18 protein-coding genes are annotated in these 17,547 nt (G+C 54.4%); 15 read left to right on the top strand and 3 right to left on the bottom strand.

Features of this window, described 5'->3' with window-relative positions; genetic code table 11:
• The first annotated feature begins 72 nt into the window (after positions 1-72).
• Together BQ5383_RS17340 and BQ5383_RS17335 are read left to right on the top strand one after the other, a co-directional pair.
• The gene (locus BQ5383_RS17340) at positions 73-786 is read left to right on the top strand and encodes an AzlC family ABC transporter permease (protein ID WP_071434111.1); all 714 of its coding nucleotides are present in this window, start codon (positions 73-75) and stop codon (positions 784-786) included.
• Positions 783-1,103, top strand: coding sequence for an AzlD domain-containing protein (locus BQ5383_RS17335; RefSeq protein WP_071434109.1), 321 nt, complete (start codon positions 783-785; stop codon positions 1,101-1,103). The genes BQ5383_RS17340 and BQ5383_RS17335 overlap by 4 nt, the downstream gene beginning before the upstream one ends.
• A 444-nt stretch (positions 1,104-1,547) precedes the next feature.
• Here BQ5383_RS17335 and BQ5383_RS17330 read toward each other — a convergent pair whose 3' ends face one another.
• The 3 genes from BQ5383_RS17330 to BQ5383_RS17320 are packed head-to-tail and all read right to left on the bottom strand — an operon-like array spanning position 1,548 to position 4,587.
• Positions 1,548-2,477, bottom strand: a complete 930-nt coding sequence (locus BQ5383_RS17330; protein WP_071434107.1) for a DUF1848 domain-containing protein — start codon at positions 2,475-2,477, stop codon at positions 1,548-1,550.
• Entirely contained in the window at positions 2,474-3,295 is an 822-nt protein-coding gene (locus tag BQ5383_RS17325) for a TIGR03915 family putative DNA repair protein (RefSeq protein WP_071434105.1), read from the bottom strand. Before BQ5383_RS17325 ends, BQ5383_RS17330 begins: the two co-directional genes overlap by 4 nt.
• Positions 3,274-4,587: a putative DNA modification/repair radical SAM protein gene (locus BQ5383_RS17320; protein ID WP_071434103.1), complete on the bottom strand. Its 1,314-nt coding sequence runs from the start codon at positions 4,585-4,587 to the stop codon at positions 3,274-3,276. Before BQ5383_RS17320 ends, BQ5383_RS17325 begins: the two co-directional genes overlap by 22 nt.
• Before the next feature lie 795 nt (positions 4,588-5,382).
• Between BQ5383_RS17320 and BQ5383_RS17310 the strand changes: the two genes are divergently transcribed.
• The 13 genes from BQ5383_RS17310 to eutL all read left to right on the top strand — a co-directional run bounded on the left by BQ5383_RS17310 (position 5,383) and on the right by eutL (position 17,530).
• Positions 5,383-6,495, top strand: coding sequence for an ABC transporter substrate-binding protein (locus BQ5383_RS17310; RefSeq protein ID WP_071434098.1), 1,113 nt, complete (start codon positions 5,383-5,385; stop codon positions 6,493-6,495).
• A gap of 198 nt (positions 6,496-6,693) precedes the next feature.
• A complete protein-coding gene (locus tag BQ5383_RS17305; RefSeq protein ID WP_071434096.1) occupies positions 6,694-7,521 on the top strand; it encodes an alkaline phosphatase family protein in 828 nt (275 codons plus the stop codon).
• A 241-nt stretch (positions 7,522-7,762) separates the two neighbouring features.
• The gene (locus BQ5383_RS17300; RefSeq protein WP_071434094.1) at positions 7,763-8,614 is read left to right on the top strand and encodes an ABC transporter permease; all 852 of its coding nucleotides are present in this window, start codon (positions 7,763-7,765) and stop codon (positions 8,612-8,614) included.
• Positions 8,615-8,618: 4 nt separating this feature from the next.
• Complete coding sequence (locus tag BQ5383_RS17295; protein ID WP_071434092.1) at positions 8,619-9,425, top strand: ABC transporter permease; 807 nt, start codon at positions 8,619-8,621, stop codon at positions 9,423-9,425.
• Positions 9,426-9,431: 6 nt separating this feature from the next.
• The gene (locus BQ5383_RS17290; protein ID WP_071434090.1) at positions 9,432-10,439 is read left to right on the top strand and encodes an ABC transporter ATP-binding protein; all 1,008 of its coding nucleotides are present in this window, start codon (positions 9,432-9,434) and stop codon (positions 10,437-10,439) included.
• 30 nt (positions 10,440-10,469) lie between these two features.
• Positions 10,470-11,198: a glycerophosphodiester phosphodiesterase gene (locus BQ5383_RS17285; protein WP_071434088.1), complete on the top strand. Its 729-nt coding sequence runs from the start codon at positions 10,470-10,472 to the stop codon at positions 11,196-11,198.
• 45 nt (positions 11,199-11,243) lie between these two features.
• Complete coding sequence (locus BQ5383_RS17280; RefSeq protein ID WP_139193463.1) at positions 11,244-11,963, top strand: GAF and ANTAR domain-containing protein; 720 nt, start codon at positions 11,244-11,246, stop codon at positions 11,961-11,963.
• 25 nt (positions 11,964-11,988) lie between these two features.
• The gene (locus BQ5383_RS20275) at positions 11,989-12,249 is read left to right on the top strand and encodes a histidine kinase N-terminal domain-containing protein (protein ID WP_076944500.1); all 261 of its coding nucleotides are present in this window, start codon (positions 11,989-11,991) and stop codon (positions 12,247-12,249) included.
• Positions 12,219-13,013, top strand: coding sequence for a histidine kinase N-terminal domain-containing protein (locus BQ5383_RS17275; RefSeq protein ID WP_076944499.1), 795 nt, complete (start codon positions 12,219-12,221; stop codon positions 13,011-13,013). Before BQ5383_RS20275 ends, BQ5383_RS17275 begins: the two co-directional genes overlap by 31 nt.
• Positions 13,014-13,168: 155 nt before the next feature.
• Positions 13,169-14,599 (top strand): ethanolamine ammonia-lyase reactivating factor EutA, encoded by a 1,431-nt coding sequence (locus BQ5383_RS17270; RefSeq protein ID WP_071434084.1) that lies wholly within the window; start codon positions 13,169-13,171, stop codon positions 14,597-14,599.
• A 15-nt stretch (positions 14,600-14,614) separates the two neighbouring features.
• A complete protein-coding gene (locus BQ5383_RS17265) occupies positions 14,615-15,988 on the top strand; it encodes an ethanolamine ammonia-lyase subunit EutB (protein ID WP_071434082.1) in 1,374 nt (457 codons plus the stop codon).
• Between the two features lie 4 nt (positions 15,989-15,992).
• Positions 15,993-16,865: an ethanolamine ammonia-lyase subunit EutC gene (eutC, locus tag BQ5383_RS17260; protein ID WP_071434080.1), complete on the top strand. Its 873-nt coding sequence runs from the start codon at positions 15,993-15,995 to the stop codon at positions 16,863-16,865.
• Positions 16,866-16,876: 11 nt separating this feature from the next.
• The gene (gene eutL / locus BQ5383_RS17255; RefSeq protein ID WP_071434078.1) at positions 16,877-17,530 is read left to right on the top strand and encodes an ethanolamine utilization microcompartment protein EutL; all 654 of its coding nucleotides are present in this window, start codon (positions 16,877-16,879) and stop codon (positions 17,528-17,530) included.
• Positions 17,531-17,547 lie beyond the last annotated feature (17 nt).

Below are 17,547 nucleotides of genomic sequence, written 5' to 3'. Positions count from 1 at the left end.
CACCGCCTGAGCCGGACAGCGGCAGAAGGCAAAAGAAAGACATGCTGTTTTTCAGCGGCAGGAGCGTGACTTATGGAGCGCAGACAAGCGTTTATACGGGGACTAAAAGATGGCATCCCCATTTGTTTGGGATATATTTCGGTATCCTTCACCTTTGGTATGAAAGGAACAGAGTGCGGACTGCCGCCATGGCTGGTGGTACTCATTTCCATGACCAACCTCACCTCAGCCGGGCAGTTTGCCGGGTTGGATCTGATCGTCACCGGCGGCTCTCTGGTGGAGATTGCCGTTACCACCTTTGTTATCAATATCCGGTATATGCTCATGTCCCTTTCCCTGGCCCAAAAGGCTTCCCCGGCCATGACCACTCCACAGCGGCTGGCGGTTTCCTTTGGCGTTACTGATGAGATTTTCGCGGTGGGAGTGCAGCAGAAAGGACTGCTGACCGCTTCCTATCTGGCAGGACTTATTTTCGCGCCTTACTGGGGCTGGGCCTTGGGAACAGCCTTGGGCGCTACCGCCACCAGTCTGCTGCCTATGGCGGTCCGCAGCGCTTTGGGCATCGCTATTTACGGAATGTTCATTGCCATCATCATTCCTCCGGCCTGTGAAGCCAAGCCCATTACCGTTACGATTATTCTGGCGGTGCTGCTCAGCTGTGGCCTCAGCTGGCTGCCGGTGGTCAGCGGTTTGTCCAGCGGCTGGCGGATCATCCTTTGCGCTGTGATCGCTTCGGCGTATGCGGCTTACCGCTTCCCGGTGAGAGAGGAGGCAGAAGAGCAATGAGAGATTTATCCTGGATTCTCACAGCCGTTTTGGTGATGGCGCTGGTGACTTATCTGCCCAGAATGGTGCCGTTGGTGTTTCTCAAAAAGAAGATCCAAAGCCCCTTTATCCGTTCTTTCCTTTATTATGTGCCTTACGCTGTATTGGCAGCTATGACCTTCCCGGAGATTTTCGGGGCTACCGGCAGTGTGGTGTCGGCGGCCACAGGACTTGTGGTGGCTCTGGTGCTGGCGGCAGCCAAAAAGGGATTGCTGACAGTGGCGCTGGGTTCAGTGGCTATGGTGTTTGTGACGGAACAGCTGATGAAGCTGCTGTAAAGGCGGTTCTGTTTTTTGTCAAAGCCATCTGCGAATGGAAACAGAAAGAGGAAGTATAGATATTCTCTCCTTTCAAATAAGATCAAAAGGCGCTGTACCTGTCCGATATGACAAGTACAGCGCCTCTTTTCATCAAATGGAAACCATTGGCTCCGCCCGTGGAGGTGCCCCATAAAAAGCTTTAGCCCCAAACATTGAGTAAAGTGAGCTGTGAACAGCAAGTTATCAAAGATGAAAAACGTTGGTTAGACAGTGGTTGCCCGTTTACAGGTTGTGGGGTAAAAGATATGAGTGAAATAAAGATTCAGTGTGCTTTGAGACACATACCGATAATAGGCCCTTGCAGGGGCAACTCAAACAACCGGCTTAGCTGATGGATATGACTTGCCGCAGAGAAAAACAGGGGAGATGGTTTGGCATTCTGGCTGGAAACGAGGAGGACATTTACCATCCTTCCAGCCGCAGCTGATTTTGGTCGGAACACCGGTCCTCCCAGGGAATGATTTGATCGTTGGGGCCGGGCTTTCCCCATAACAAGGGAGAGGCCGGATCATGGTTCCTTTGCCAGTGCTTCAGAGTGGGAAAGTTATGAGTGGCGTAGCAATAAAGGCAGCCATGAAGGCAGGTCCCATAAGCGCCAAGATCGACGCTGGGCGCGCAGCCGCAGCCGGGGCGCTGCCCACGGTCCCGCTGATGGAAAAGCCCGGCTTTGGGGAAAAGATCCGGATCCACACATCGTGAGGAGGGAAAGCCAGAGGGGAGCAGCCCTGATGATTCACAACAAGCCCGACACTGGATGCCATATTCGGCAGCAATTTGCTGGAAGGTTTTTGCCAACCAGAGGCAGGTTTCTGGGGCAAGGGGAAGCAGTTCCACAGCCTTCATCCGCTGGGCAGTCCCAGGATAAAAGTCCAAAAAGCTGATGACACACTGGTATGTATAACCTGCCAGGACCTGGACCAACTTCTGAAACACTTTCAAATGTTCCTCCACAGTCCAGCGCTTGGTGAGAAGAATGGGATCGTATCGCCAGATGACCCGCCCGGCTCCCAAAATATCAGAAGCCAGCCGGAAGGTATCCAGGCGACGGTTAAGTTCCGGTATGCCCGGCTCTAAAGGAGAGCCGTATGGGGTCAGCGTAAACTGGAGGGAACAATCTATCCCCAGGGACAGCGGCAGCGCAGGCAGAAGAGGGGCAGGGTTCTTGCTCCAGAAAACCACGCCGTCTACCGTCCCCTTTGCCAGAGAGATCCTGCGGCATAGATGGGGGTGATGAGGATCACGGACCATCACCATCCCTTCCTCCATGCGGCGCAGGAACCAGTCGCTGTAAAAGGCTGGAAGGTCGGTCCGGCGGCTGGCACTGAGAATCATGGCAGCACCTCTTTGGAAAACGGCGAGGTGGAATCCTCCTCAGGCAGCTGTAACTTTCCTGCATCCTCTTTTTCCTGAAATTCCGTCATACAAGGCCAGAACCGTTTGGGCATATGGGTCATGCGGCATCGGGGATTTTCTCTGGACTGGATGGAGATAGCCTGATAATAGCCTTGCCATAAACTGCGGAACAGCCGTTCCTGCTGGCTTGCCCCAGGGAGCTCCAGATTATCCATGGGGATCAATCGGGATTCATAGGGCCTGTAAATGAGAGCGGCGCAGTGGGAACGATCCAGAATCAAAAACTGTTCCTCCGGGAAACGCCCGCAAAAGTGGGGAGCAATCAGGGGAAGAATAAAGTGCTTCGGCTCCATGATGGCCACCAAGGCCTGTCCGTATTGGGAGAAACGCAAAAAACCAGTCATTAGGTGGGCTTCGCTTCGCACAGCCCGGTTCATCTGCCAGACGGGTTCCACTGCCGGATGCCCCCGCATGGAAGTCACCCGCGGACCAATTTCGTACCCAAGTTCCACAAACCGGTAGAGCAGCAATGCTTTATCCTCCCGTCCGCAGAGAAAGCCGGTTGCAACAAAATCCTCCCCCTGTGGGCCCAGCTTTTTAGCCAGGGAATCGAAGACCCGGGCAGCATGGGCGGTGTCGGTGTCCACCTGCCGCACCGGGTAGAGAGAAGGTTGGGCAAGCTCGGGGGGGAGAAGATCCAAGGGCAATTCCCGCCGGGTATAACTTTCGTAAATGCAGCAAAGAAAGCCTTCAAAGCTGCCGTCGTAGTGATAAATCACAGCTCTCCTGTGAGACATTGCAGCACCTCCTCTCTGGTGGGAGCGGCATCCATGGAAGAAAACAGGGAAAGCTGTTGTCCATAGTCCGGTTCCAGCTCCCGGATCAGCCTTCCGGATACCATTGCCCGGAAGGTTCCCTCCGGCGTGATCCGCAGCCCTTCCGCCAGACGTCCACGGCAGGTAATGAAATATTGTGCCCTTTTGAGAACCACCCCCATCCGCCGCAGGTCGCCGAAGTCCAGGGTGCTTACCCGCCTGGCGCTTCGGATGGCCCGTGCGCTGCGCACGCCGATCCCTGGTACCCGAAGGAGCATTTCGTAAGGGGCCTTGTTTATTTCCACCGGGAACTGATCTTGATGGTGAAGGGCCCAGTTGGCTTTGGGGTCCAGCAGCGGATCAAAGTTGGGATGGGCTTCATCCAGCAGTTCTCCCGCCTCAAAGCCGTAGAACCGCAGCAGCCAGTCTGCCTGATAGAGGCGATGCTCCCGCAGAAGGGGCGGTTTGGTATTGAGGGCAGGAAGCAGCTTGTCGCTGACCACCGGTGTATAGGCGGAAAAAAAGACCCGTTTCAGCTCATATTTCCGGTACAGGCCCTGGGTGAGATTGAGAATCTGAAAATCACTTTCTCCGCTTGCTCCCACGATCATCTGCGTGCTTTGTCCGGCAGGGGCGAAGGTGGGAGCATGACGATATCGGACCAGCTCTTCCCGGCTGCGGTGGATTTCCTGACAGATCTGCCCCATGGGACGGAGAATATCAGTTTTGGATTTATCAGGAGCCAGCGCCGTCAGGCTTTGACGGGATGGAAGTTCGATATTGACGCTCATCCGGTCTGCCAGCAGTCCAAGGCGCTCAATAAGCCTGTCATCAGCGCCGGGAATGGCTTTGACATGGATATATCCCCGAAACCGATATTCATTCCGCAGCAGTTCCAACGTTCGAAGCATCTGCTCACAGGTGTAATCAGGATTCTTCATGATGCCGGAGCTGAGAAACAACCCTTCAATATAATTGCGGCGATAAAAGCCGATGGTCAGTTCCGCCAATTCCCGGGGTGTGAAAGCGGCCCGCCGGGTGTCGTTGGAGCGGCGGTTGACACAATACTTGCAGTCATAGACGCAAACATTGGTCATCAGTACTTTCAGCAGGGAAATACATCGTCCGTCGGCGGAAAAGCTGTGACAAATACCGGCAGGAGCGGTGCTGCCAATGGAACCTGCTGTTCCGGCACGGTCTGAACCACTGGAGGTACAAGCCACATCATATTTTGCCGCATCGGCAAGGATGGTCAGTTTATCGTACAGGTCCATGAGGAAACCGCCTTTCTGCCGGAAATCCATATTGCTGAGGCAACCGGGCCGCACATCAGCAAAAGCATTTTTAAAAGGAAAAGGAATATATAGAAAAAGAACATATGTTTTTGTATGATTCTATTATATCGCCTTAAAAGGATTTGTCAATTCCATTTTGAAATGCGTTATTTTCTTCAGCGGAGCGGGGTAAAAGGCTGGAAAACGCTGTTGGCAAAAGAATGTGGACAGTGGAACGAAACTTTGGGAGAGCCTTTTAGCTGGTATTTGGAATATTTTGGAGCCATTGGGACAGCTTCTGAAGGCCAGGAAGGGTATACGGCTTAAAGCGTATAATTATCATGACGATATGATAGGGAAGAAGGATTTTTAACAATTTTTAACAGAGGCTTATATCTTTTACATTATTTTCTTATATGTAATTTATGCATATTTTTCCAGTGGTTTCCTTGACAAAACATTTTTATGATAATGTTGGAAAATATTTCATATCCATTTTTGATGAAAAGACGGAAAGAAAAGTAATTTGCACAAAAATGAGAACTTAAATTGATGTAAAGGTAAAATATTTAACTGGTTGAAAAACTGATTGACGTTAGGTGACAAATATGGTTTAATGAATGTAACAAATCCGATAATCTTTCACCTCAAATAAATAAAAAAATATGCACTTTTTACAATCCCTTTACATTGGACGCAGATACATGAGTGCTGAAGGACCCGGATTTGATTTTGCACAATCCCTGGCAATGCAATGTGTCAAGGGAAAGTATGGAAGAGAAAAGAGGAGAGCGTATGCGTAAAACGAAGTTTTTCAGATTTCTGGCGGCGGTACTCGTAATCAGTATGCTGGCGGTAGTTGCCGGATGCGGCGGCAGTTCTTCCAGCGGAGCATCTGAAGAAGAAGCATTGGACCTGAACTCTCTGACCTATGAAGAAATTGTGGAAGGCGCCAAAAAGGAAGGCAAGCTGGAATCGGTTGGTATGCCCGGTTCCTGGGCCAACTGGCAGGGCACCTGGGATGGCATCGAGGCGGAGTTCGGCATCGAGCATAATGATACTGATATGAGCTCCGGTGAAGAGATTGCCATGTTTGAGGCGGAGAAAAACGCCCCGACAAAGGATATCGGTGACGTGGGCCACAAGTTTGGTCCTGAAGCCAAGGAGAAGGGTGTAACCCAGTCTTACAAGACCAGCTATTGGGACAGCGTTCCGGATTGGGCCAAGGATCCCGATGGTCACTGGATGATGGCTTATACCGGCGTTACCACCTTTATTACCAACACCGACCTGGTTGCCAATCCTCCCAAGACCTGGGAAGAAGTTCGTGCCGGTGATTACAAGATCACCATTGGCGACGTGGTAACTGGCGCTACCGGACAGGGCAACGTTCTTGCCACCGCTTATGCTTTCGGCGGCGATATGGACAATCTGGAGCCCGCTTTCGAGTTCTGGAAAGAAATGGCTGAGGCCGGACGGATCGATCAGGGCGATATCCTGCTGCAGCGTATCCAGGCCGGTGAGGTTCAGCTGGGTGTTACCTGGAGCTACAACGCTCTGGGCTATCGGGACCAGACCCCCAACTACACCTTTGATGTCTGCGTTCCCACTGACGGCGCTATCATGAGCGGTTACGCTTCCATCATCAACAAGTGGGCGCCTCATCCTCATGCCGCTGCGCTGGCAAGAGAGTACATCTTCAGCGATAAGGGCCAGACCAACCTGGCTATCGCGGGCGCTATTCCCACCCGTACCGACTTTGTTATTCCCGAGGAAATCCAGGCCAAGACCATTCCTCAGGAGCAGACCAAGGATGCTGTTCCGATCACTGATCCCGTCAAGTATGCTGAGGTTTGCGCCGAGATCGCTCAGAGATGGCAGGAAGAGATCATTCCTCTGATGAGCTGATGTTACAACAGAAAAAATGAATTCGGTTAGAACCAGGAGGGCTGCGGCTCACTTCCACAGCCCACACCAAAGCAGCCGCGCCCTCACAGGCTGACCGAGCGGATGTGGGGTGTACCGCCTGAGTACACCCCACATTTTTTCCAAAGAGATCAAAAATTCAGGGAGAATCGTCCTGAATGAAGGAGGAAGATGGGAGCTATGGCAAAGCTGATCCTTGTGCTGATGGATGCCTGCCGTTTTGACGCCATCACACAGACGGCAGGATATCTGGAGCACATGATTGATTATGGCAAGGGCGCAAAATACCGTATACGGGGGGAATTGCCCTCCATGTCCAGGCCTATGTATGAAACTTTAATGACTGGTCTGCCTGTTTGGCGTCATGGCATCGTCAACAACGATGTGCGGAGGCTTTCCCGTTATCCCAATCTTTTTTCTCTCTGCCGGGAGCATGGTTTGGTTACAGCTGCTGCGGCCTATGTTTGGTATAGTGAGCTGTACAATAATCCTGTGTTCAACCCTCTGACAGATCGTTATCAGTTGGAGCGGGACGAAGGTATCCAACATGGCATTTTTTACTTTGAAGATCAATATCCCGACAGCCATCTGTTTTTGGATGGAGAGTTTTTGCGGCAGCGGTACAATCCGGACTTTTTGCTTATGCACTCTATGAATATCGACTATTGGGGCCATCTGGAGGGAAGTGATCATAAGCGGTATACCTGCGCGGTGCAGCAGGCAGCCGAATTCCTTTCCCGGCTGCTGCCGGTATGGCTGGAAGAGGGCTATCAGGTGGCGATTACTGCTGACCACGGCATGAACAGTCTGGGACTGCACGGCGGCCCCACAGAGGACCAGAGAACGGTGCCGCTGTATCTGTTCAGTGACAAGGTGGAAGCGGGACGTTTTACCGATACAGAAATTACTCAGCTGAATGTGGCGCCGCTGTTGTGCCGGCTGCTGGAAATTCCTCCGGCGGCGGAAATGAAACAGCAGCTGGAGGTACGGCTGAAGGGAAATATTTAGGGACTTTTGAAAGGCGGAAAGGCCCATCTTTTCCACAGGATGCGGTGCTTGCCGTAACTTGGAAATGCTGGGGGTCCATAAAGAATTCCTGTGCTTTTTATCTTGCGGTCCCGCATTTGCTGTGAAGAATTCATGGGTTTCTTCGTTTTCAGAAAGGCCCTGATAAAAACATCTTTGCATGACTGCGGCGGCAAGGGTGAGGAAATAAACTGCCGACCGCAGCGGCGGAACGGGTGATGATATGACAAGAACCAGAAAAAACTACATCTACCTCTTGGTGTTGCTGCCGTTTCTGGTGGTAGCGCTGCTGTATGAGATTGTCCCTTTGCTGATGATCGTTTTCAACAGCTTTATGCCGGAAAACGCGATCGGCTTTACATTGGAGCATTATGTTGATATCTTTACCAAGCCTCTTTACCAGAAGGCGATCTGGAACAGCATCCGAATTTCTCTGGTGTCCTCTCTGATCGGAATCTTTATTGCTTTTTTGGGAGCCAAAGCAGCCAACAGCGCGGGACCCAAAATGCAGAACGCCTTTTTGACAGTGCTCAATATGACCTCTAACTTTGCCGGCGTGCCTCTGGCCTTCGCGTATATGATCCTGCTGGGCAATTCCGGTGTGATGATCGAGTTCGGCAAGGTTTACGGCATTGACGCCCTGGCTAATTTTGACCTTTATACCGGTACCGGTTTGACAATGATTTATGTCTATTTCCAGATTCCACTATCCACCCTGCTGCTGATCCCCGCCTTTGAGGGCATCCGCAAGGAGTGGATGGAGGCGTCCACCCTTTTTGGAGCGGGCCCCACCACTTTCTGGACCCAGATCGGCGTGCCGGTGCTGCTGCCTTCTATTTTGGGCACCATCAGCGTGCTGTTTGCCAACGCTTTGGCGGCTTACGCCACTGCGTATGCTTTGCTGATGAACAACTACGCTTTGCTGCCCATCAATATTTCCGGTATGTTCGTCGGCGACGTTACCCAGCGAAAGGAAATGGGCGGTGCGCTGTCGGTGGTGATGATGCTGCTGATGGTAGCGGCTATTTTCATCAACAACTACATCGCCAAAAAGAACAGAAAGGTGGGCAGATGACATTATGAAAAAGCGTTCTCTTTCTTCCACGCTGATCATCATTGTGGTGATCGTCTATCTGCTGATCCCACTGTTTGCCACCGCGATTTATTCTTTGTTTGCCAAATGGACCGACCTTCTGCCGGAGAACTTCACCGTTCAGAACTATGTGGAGCTGCTGACGGAAAAGGACTTCATGATGAGCCTGGGACGCACCATCATCATCTGCATTATTCCTATTTTCCTGACGGTGCTGCTGGTGTTGCTGGCGCTGTTCGCGGTGACCATCTATTTCCCAAAGCTGGAAAAATATGTCCAGCTGATCTGTATGATCCCTTACACCATTCAGGGTGTTATCCTGTCGGTCAGTATCATTTCCCTTTACGCGGCCTCTCCCGGTGTGCTGGGCAATCGTCTGGTTATGCTCACCGGCGCTTACTGTATCATCATTCTGCCCTATATCTATCAGGGCATCCGCAACAGTATGCACGCGGTCAATATGCCCATGCTGCTGGAAGCGGCGGAGATGCTGGGCGCCTCCAAGCTCTATGCTTTCTTCCGGGTGATCGTGCCCAATATCATTTCCGGTATCACCGTATCCTCACTGCTGGCGGTTGGTATCATCTTCGGCGACTATGTGCTGATCCGCAACATTGCCGGAACTTCCTTCAAGAATGTGCAGATCTATCTGTTCCTGACCATGAAGAGCTCCAGCACCAAGGCCAGTGCCGTGTTCGTCATTATCATGATCACCACCTTCCTCATCACCCTGCTGGTGCTGTATCTCAAGAGCAGGGAGACCAAGCACAGAAACCAGAAAGTAAAGGGGTAATGAAGTATGTCATATATTCGCTTTGAAAATCTCAATAAAAAATTCGGCCAGAACCATGTTCTTAAAAATATCAACCTGGAGATCGAGCAGGGACAGCTGGTAACGCTGTTGGGTCCTTCCGGCTGCGGAAAGAGTACACTGCTGCGCTGTCTGGCCGGCCTGGAGACTGTCACCTCCGGCAAGGTGTTTCTGGATGGCAAGGATATCACCGATGTCAACCCAAAAGACCGTGATATCGGCATGGTGTTCCAGCAATATTCCCTGTTCCCCAATATGACGGTGGCCCAGAACGTAGGTTTCGGGCTGAAAATGAAAAAGGTGCCCAAGGAGGACATCGACCGCAAGGTTTCGGAAATGCTGCGGATCGTGGGCCTGTCGGACAAAGCGGGACAGTATCCTTCCCAGCTTTCCGGCGGTCAGCAGCAGCGCGCCGCTCTGGCCCGCGCCATTGTCACTCAGCCCAAGGTGCTGCTGCTGGATGAGCCTCTCAGCGCCATTGACGCTTTGCTGCGTCATACCCTCCAGATCGAGATCCGGCGGATTCAAAAGGACTTTAACATGACGGCTATCTTTGTTACCCATGACCAGGATGAAGCCATGGTTATGTCCGATGTCATCCATCTGCTTTATGAGGGTGAGATCGACCAGTCCGCCGCCCCCACTGAAATGTATACCAATCCCAGAACCAAGTTTGCCGCAACCTTCATCGGCCACTATAATATCATGTCGGCTGCCGACTTCAACCGCATGACCGGCGCGTCTCTGGAGTGCAAGGATGTTGCTTTCCGTCCGGAAGTGGTGGAAATCAGCCGCAAGCCCATTGAGGCGGAGGGCTGCTATCACTTCAAGGGCGTAATCGGCGACAGCCTGCCCCACGGCAACATTCTTCGGTATCAGGTCTATGTAGGAAACCAGCCGGTGGATGTGGATGTGCTGTTCCGTACCTCTACCATTTATAACACCAATGAGGAAGTCTGGATGGTCATCAAGAAGGAAAATTGCATTGAGCTGTGAGCTTCACGGCAGAACGGAGTGGAATAAACCATGACAAAGAATATTGCTCACCGGGGATTCAGCGGCTGCTATCCTGAAAACACCATGATCGCCTTTGAAAAAGCGCTGGAAGCGGGATGCGATGGCATCGAGTTTGACGTTCACCTGACAAAGGACGATGTACTGGTCATCATCCATGATGAACGCTTCGACCGCACCACCAATGGCACGGGGCTGGTAAAGGATTATACTTATGAAGAGTTGTGCCGTTTTGACGCTTCGGCTCATTTCCCCGGCCCCTGGGGCTTCCAGAAGATCCCCACACTGCGGGAATATTTTGAGCTGGTGAAGGACAAAAAGGAGCTGCTCACCAACATCGAGCTGAAAACCGGTGTATACGAGTATCCGGAAATTGAGAAAAAGACCCTGGCCATGATTGATGAATATGGTTTGCGGTCCAATATCATCATCTCCAGCTTCAATCATTTTTCCATCATGCGTGCCAAAGCGCTGGCGCCTGATCTGAAGGTGGCGTTTTTGGAGGAGAGCTGGATCATCGCCATGGGTGCTTATACCAAGGCCCAGGGGGTCCACTGCATCCATCCCATCTTTTATAATCTGACTCCCGAACATTTTGCGGAGATGAAGGCCCACGGCCGGGAAGTCAATACCTGGACGGTCAACGAACCGGAGGATATCCGGCGGATGCTGGCACTGGGTGTGGATGGCATCATCGGCAATTATCCGGACCGGGTGCGTCAGATCATGGCGGAGGGATGACCCTTTGCTCTGCCGTGAAGACGGCGGAAAGAAGGAGGTGGCGCGGTGCGTACCGCGATAGTAGTAGATGATGAGCCAATTACCAGGATGGACCTGGCGGGAATGCTCACCGAACAGGGCTTTACAGTGGTGGGCTCCGCCGCCGACGGCTTTGACGCCATCGAGCTGTGCAGAACACTGAAACCGGATGTGGTGCTCATGGACATCAAAATGCCTATCTTTGATGGGCTCAGTGCCTCGGAAACCATTATCCGGGAGGAGATCGCAGGCTGTGTGGTGCTGCTGACTGCTTACAGCGGCCGGGAGCTGATCGAACGGGCCAACCAGGTCGGGGTCACGGGGTATCTGGTCAAACCGGTGGAGGAGCGGCTGCTGCTGCCCACCATCGAAGTGGCCCTGGCTCAAAGCATCCGGTTGCGGGTACTGCGTCAGGAGGCGCGCACCGCTCAGCGCCAGCTGGAGGAGAGCAAATATATTGAGCGGGCAAAGGAGATCATCGCCAAAGAAAACAGCATTACCGAAGGGGAAGCCTATCGGCAGCTGCGGCAGATGAGTATGGACAAACGATGTCCCGTAGGAACATTGGCCAAGGCGGTGGTGGAAAATCACAGCCAAAAGGAGCTGGTGGACCGGGCAAAGGCACTGCTGATGAAGTGTGAATCGCTGTCTGAAAGCGGAGCATATAAGCGGCTTCAGGGGTTGGCAAAGACCCACGGTGTCACCGTGGAGCAGGCAGCCCGGGAAGTGCTGGCCTCTATCCGCTGAGCTGGAAAGGGGAGGAGAAGGGGAAATGCTTCGGAAACTTTGCGAAAGCTATACCGATCTGACAGACCGGGATATCCGCCAGCTGGAATCGCTGGAAGCCAATCTCCAATATACTGCCGACCTTACCGGCTCTGACATTTTCATTGATTGCATGATGAACGGAGGAAGCGGAGCTCTGGTGGTGGCGGAGGCAAAACCCGGCAGTTCGCCCTCCGCTTACATTTGCGGGACATCAAGGCCATCACCCAGGAGAATGTGGCGGTCAAGCAGGATGTGGCGCCGGTAAAAAATCCGGAGGGGAAGGTCATCGGGGTCCTGATCCGGGAAAAGGATATCAGTGCCTATGTCCGGCAGGACAAGAAATATGAGGAACTGATACGGACGGTGGAAAGCAGGGCGGATACCCTGGGAGCGCTCCAGACAGAGGACAGCAAGGAAGCGGCCTTGCGGGAGATCCACCACCGGGTCAAAAACAACCTCCAGATGGTGGCCAGCATCCTTAATATGCAGGCCAGAAACAGCAGCATCCCGGAGGTCCGCAAGGCGTTTAAAGAAAATGTCGGCAGGGTCTTGAGCATCGCCTCCATTCATGATATACTGATGACAACGGGAGGCGAGGATGCCGTCAGTATACGCTGCCTGGCAGATAAACTGCGGAGGAATATCCAGTCCATCGCCCCTCAGGACAAAGAACTGGTCATTACAGTGGAGGGAGACGATTTTGTTCTTCCCGCTGAAATGGCGTCTGCTGTGGGCTTGTGCATCAGTGAGCTGATCTCCAATGCGGTGGAACACGGCTTTGGAGGACGGGATAGGGGTCACATCACCGTGACCATCCAGAACGGCAATCTGTATCACAGCGTCAGCGTCCGGGATGACGGCATCGGCTTTTATCCCGGGGCCAGAAGTAAAAGCAGTTTGGGTCTGAATATTGTGGAAGCCACGGTGAAGGAAAAGCTCAAAGGGGAGTTCAGGATTTCATCTGGCACCGGCGGTACCTGCGCGATGATCGAGTTCCGCAGGGATCTGGACCGGGATGCTCCGGTATAAGGGCCTGTAACAGTTTTTTGTCAACATCGATGATATGGACACAGCGCGGCACAACAGGGTGCAGGCGAATTGGGCAACAGGGCTGAGGTATTGCGAAGGCAATGCTTTGGTCCTGTTTTGTTTTTTGATGTTTTAAGCAGAGGGGAGGCGGCTGGATGGGAGATGACATTCTCAGTGTAGGAGTGGATATCGGCACCTCCACCACCCAGGTGATTTTCAGCCGTCTGCGGGTGGAGAATACCGCCAACTATTTTACCATTCCCCGGGCCACTATTGTGGATAAGGAAGTGGTATATAAAAGTCCAGTCCACCTTACCCCCCTTGTAAATGAAAGCCTATTGGATGGAGATGCGGTACGGGCTTTGGTGGAAGGGGACTTCCGGCAAGCGGGATTTCATCCGGGGGATACCGGCACCGGAGCGGTCATCATCACCGGGGAATCCGCCAGGAAGGAAAATTCCAGGCTGGTGCTGGAAAAGCTCAGCGGGCTGGCGGGGGATTTTGTGGTGGCCACCGCCGGGCCGGACCTGGAGGCCATTATTGCCGGAAAGGGCAGCGGAGCCCAGGCTTATTCGGAGCAGAGGGCCTGCACGGTGATGAATCTGGACATTGGCGGAGGCACCACCAATCTGGCTCTTTTTGACCAGGGGGACGTGATCGCCAAGGGCTGTCTGGACATCGGCGGACGGCTGGTGCGTCTGGCCCCGGACGGAACGGTGCTTTCCATCAGTCCTCCCGCCGCGGCAGTGGCACAGACGATACATCTGCCTCTGGAAGTGGGAAAAAGGGCGGAACCGGCTCAGCTGGAGGCCCTCACCGGGGAGATGGCCCACCTTTTGGAACAGCAGATGGGCCTTTGTCCACAGCAGCCCCTTTTACGTCAGATCGAGACGCCGGGAGCAACCCCCTGTGTGCTGCCTAAAGCGGTGCAGGCCATTTGTTTTTCCGGCGGAGTGGCGGACCTTATTTACCGGGCGGAGGAAACGGACCCCTTGCGGTATGGGGATATCGGCGTTTATCTGGGACGGGCCATCCGTCAAAGCCGCCTGCTTTCCGCCTTCCGGCTGGTGGAACCGGAGGAGACCATCCGGGCAACTGTAGTAGGGGCGGGAACCTATACCACCACCCTTTCCGGCAGTACCATCCATTACTCCAGGGATGTGTTTCCCCTGAAAAATATCCCCGTGGTGCGGGTGAGCGCAGGGGAACAGGAGCGGTGCTTCCAGGGAGACAGTTCACTGCTGGAAACAAAGCTGCGGTGGTTTATCCATCAAAGCGACGCGGAATATCCGGCGCTGGTTCTTCCAGGGAAAAAAAGCCCTGCCTACAGAGAATTGGAAAAACTGGCCCACAGTCTCTCCCAAGCCGCCGCGGCTCTGCTGCCGCCAACGGCGCCCCTGCTGCTGGTGATCGAGACGGATATGGCCAAAGCTCTGGGACAATGTGTTTCCAGGCTGGCCCCGGAGCGGACAGTGGTGGCCATTGACAGCATCAAAGCCGGTTCCGGCGACTATCTGGACCTGGGACGGCCTCTGCTGGGGGGGATGGCTATCCCCGTTGTTGTAAAAACCCTGATCTTCGGATGACAGGAGGAATGACCTTTGATTCTCAAAACCACCCTTTCCGGCCAGACCTTTGAGTTTAAGTCGGTGAAGGAAGTGCTTGCCAAGGCAAATGAGGAAAAATCCGGCGACATTCTGGCGGGCATCGCCGCCAGCTCCGGCATGGAGCGAATCGCCGCCAAAGAGGTGCTGGCCAACCTGCTCCTCAGCGATCTGCGGGAAAATCCTGCGGTCCCTTACGAGGAGGACGACGTCACCCGAATCATTCAGGACGGCGTCAACGAACATATTTATAACGGCATCCGCAACTGGACCGTCAGCGACTTGCGGGAGTGGCTGCTGGACAGCAGCACCACCGAGGAGGATATCCGCCGCATCTCCAACGGCCTGACCAGCGAGATGATTGCCGGTGTCTGCAAGCTGATGACCAATCTGGACCTGATCTGCGCCGCCGGTAAGGTACGGGTTCCGGCCCACTGCAACACCACCATCGGCCTGCGGGGGACCTTTTCCACCCGGCTCCAGCCCAACCACACCACCGACAATGTGGAAGGGATCACCGCCTCCGTTTTTGAGGGTCTCAGCTACGGCTGCGGAGATGCCCTCATCGGCCTGAACCCGGTTAATGATACCGTTTCCAGCCTCAGCGAGGTTCTCAAGCGGTTCGACCAGATCAAACATGATTTCCAGATCCCCACCCAGATCTGTGTTCTGGGACACATTACCACCCAGATCCAGGCCATCCGGGAGGGAGCTCCATCGGATATGATCTTCCAGAGTATCGCCGGCAGCCAGAAGGGAAACAATGCCTTCGGTTTCACCACCGATACCATCCGGGAGGCTCAGGAGCTGCTGCGGCGGCAGGGGACCGGCACCGGCCCCAATGTGATGTATTTTGAGACCGGCCAGGGCTCGGAGCTTTCCAGTGACGCTCATTTCGGTGCCGACCAGGTGACCATGGAGGCTCGCTGCTACGGCTACGCCAAGGCTTTCCATCCCTTTATGGTCAATACGGTGGTGGGCTTTATCGGTCCCGAGTACCTCTATGACAGCCGCCAGGTGATCCGGGCGGGCCTGGAGGACCACTTTATGGGCAAGCTCACCGGCATCCCCATGGGATGCGACTGCTGCTACACCAACCACATGATGGCGGACCAGAACGACCTGGAAAACCTGACGGTGCTGCTGGCCACCGCCGGTGTCAATTATGTCATCGGTGTGCCTACCAGCGATGACGTGATGCTCAACTACCAGACCAACGCCTACCACGACACCGCCGCAGTGCGGGAGCTGCTGGGGCTGCGGCCTATCCGGGAGTTTGAGCAGTGGCTGGAAAAGATGGGGATTATGGAAAACGGCCGCCTGACCAAGTACGCCGGAGATCCCACCATTTTCCTCAGACGAAAGGGGTGATACCATGACCGATGCGAAGATGATCGAAGCTGTTGTCAGCGCGGTGCTGGCGGAGCTTCAGAAAGGGGGAGCAGGAACAGTTCCCCCGTCCGCTCCATCCCAGGCGGCTCAAAGCGGGAAATCCCTGCCGGACATTACTTCCCCGGAAATGAGGGGAGAGCCGCTGCTGAAAGCGGAGGACGAGGAGGGTCTGCGGCGGATGATGTCCCGCACCTCCGCCCGTATCGGCGTGGGCCGGGCGGGCACCCGGCTGAAAACCCAAACTCTGCTGACCCTGCGGGCGGACCATGCTGCCGCCCGGGACGCGGTGTTTTTGGATGTGGATCAGGGAATGCTGGACCGGCTGGGGCTCTTTACCATCACCACCAAATGTGCTGACCGCAATCAGTACCTCACCAGACCGGACCTGGGGCGGGATTTCCCGCCTGAGAGCCTGGAGGAGCTGAAAAAACGCTGCACACCCGGAGCGGATGTGGTCATTTACGCTGCCGATGGCCTCAGCTCCAGAGCGCTGGAAGCCAATTTGCCGGATTTGCTGCCTCCGCTGATGGAGGGCCTGAAATCCCGGGGAATCTCGGTGGGCACCCCCTTCTTTGTAAAATATGGCCGGGTGGCTTCCATGGAGCATATCGCCCAGGCTCTGGGGTGCAAGGTGGTCTGTGTTCTCATTGGAGAGCGCCCGGGATTGGGCTCAGCGGAGAGCATGAGCGCTTATCTTGCCTATAACGCTCGGGTGGGTATGCCGGAAGCGGACCGGACAGTGGTTTCCAACATCTACAGCGGCGGCATCGCGGCGGTGGAGGCGGGAGCCTATCTGGCGGAGCTGATCGCCAAGATCCTGGAACAGAAGGTCAGCGGCGTCAACCTGAAAAAGTAGGGGGTGAGCAGATGAAGCATGATCCTGTGAGAACCAAAGTCCTCAGCGTGCGGATCATCCCCAACGCTGACCCGCTGCTGCTTCGCTCTCTGCGGGCGTCCAGCGGGGACAGGAGCCTGGGCATCCTCACCACCGACTGTGATGATGTTTCCTACGCCGCCCTGGATGAAGCCACCAAAAAGGCCAATGTCCGGGTGCTGTACGCCCGGAGTATGTATGCCGGTTCCTCCAACGCCTCCACCAAGCTGGCGGGAGAATTTATCGGCATCCTGGTGGCGCCGGACCCGGCGGAGGTCCGCAGCGGCCTGGAAGCGGCGGTCAGCTTTATTGAAAACGACGCCAGCTTCTACAGCGCCAATGAGGACGACAGCATTACATATTTTGCCCATTGCATCTCCCGCACCGGCTCCTATCTGTCGGAGCAGGCCAAAGTGACCGAGGGCACCGCCATGGCCTATCTCATCGCTCCTCCCCTGGAAGCAGTTTGCGGACTGGACGCGGCGCTGAAAGCCGCCCAGGTGGAGATGAAGGTATTTTATGGCCCCCCAACAGAAACCAACTTTGCCGGCGGCTTGCTGGTGGGGGATCAGGCGGCCTGCAAGGCGGCCTGCGAGGCTTTCGCCGAGACGGTCTGCGCCATCGCCGACAGCCCCGTTGCATACTGATTTGTCAGGAGGGAAAG

This window comes from Angelakisella massiliensis (assembly GCF_900104675.1).
In the GTDB taxonomy this organism is placed as follows: domain Bacteria; phylum Bacillota; class Clostridia; order Oscillospirales; family Ruminococcaceae; genus Angelakisella; species Angelakisella massiliensis.
Note: the sequence above shows the minus strand (reverse complement) of the source record. Positions and strands in the feature narration are given on the sequence as shown.

Bases quoted from the DNA above. Each gene is read 5' to 3' on its own strand.
- BQ5383_RS17340 (WP_071434111.1), top strand. From the start codon at position 73: ATGGAGCGCAGACAAGCGTTTATACGGGGACTAAAAGATGGCATCCCC.
- BQ5383_RS17335 (WP_071434109.1), top strand. From the start codon at position 783: ATGAGAGATTTATCCTGGATTCTCACAGCCGTTTTGGTGATGGCGCTG.
- BQ5383_RS17330 (WP_071434107.1), bottom strand. From the start codon at position 2,477: ATGATTCTCAGTGCCAGCCGCCGGACCGACCTTCCAGCCTTTTACAGC.
- BQ5383_RS17325 (WP_071434105.1), bottom strand. From the start codon at position 3,295: ATGTCTCACAGGAGAGCTGTGATTTATCACTACGACGGCAGCTTTGAA.
- BQ5383_RS17320 (WP_071434103.1), bottom strand. From the start codon at position 4,587: ATGGACCTGTACGATAAACTGACCATCCTTGCCGATGCGGCAAAATAT.
- BQ5383_RS17310 (WP_071434098.1), top strand. From the start codon at position 5,383: ATGCGTAAAACGAAGTTTTTCAGATTTCTGGCGGCGGTACTCGTAATC.
- BQ5383_RS17305 (WP_071434096.1), top strand. From the start codon at position 6,694: ATGGCAAAGCTGATCCTTGTGCTGATGGATGCCTGCCGTTTTGACGCC.
- BQ5383_RS17300 (WP_071434094.1), top strand. From the start codon at position 7,763: ATGACAAGAACCAGAAAAAACTACATCTACCTCTTGGTGTTGCTGCCG.
- BQ5383_RS17295 (WP_071434092.1), top strand. From the start codon at position 8,619: ATGAAAAAGCGTTCTCTTTCTTCCACGCTGATCATCATTGTGGTGATC.
- BQ5383_RS17290 (WP_071434090.1), top strand. From the start codon at position 9,432: ATGTCATATATTCGCTTTGAAAATCTCAATAAAAAATTCGGCCAGAAC.
- BQ5383_RS17285 (WP_071434088.1), top strand. From the start codon at position 10,470: ATGACAAAGAATATTGCTCACCGGGGATTCAGCGGCTGCTATCCTGAA.
- BQ5383_RS20275 (WP_076944500.1), top strand. From the start codon at position 11,989: ATGCTTCGGAAACTTTGCGAAAGCTATACCGATCTGACAGACCGGGAT.
- BQ5383_RS17270 (WP_071434084.1), top strand. From the start codon at position 13,169: ATGGGAGATGACATTCTCAGTGTAGGAGTGGATATCGGCACCTCCACC.
- eutC (WP_071434080.1), top strand. From the start codon at position 15,993: ATGACCGATGCGAAGATGATCGAAGCTGTTGTCAGCGCGGTGCTGGCG.
- eutL (WP_071434078.1), top strand. From the start codon at position 16,877: ATGAAGCATGATCCTGTGAGAACCAAAGTCCTCAGCGTGCGGATCATC.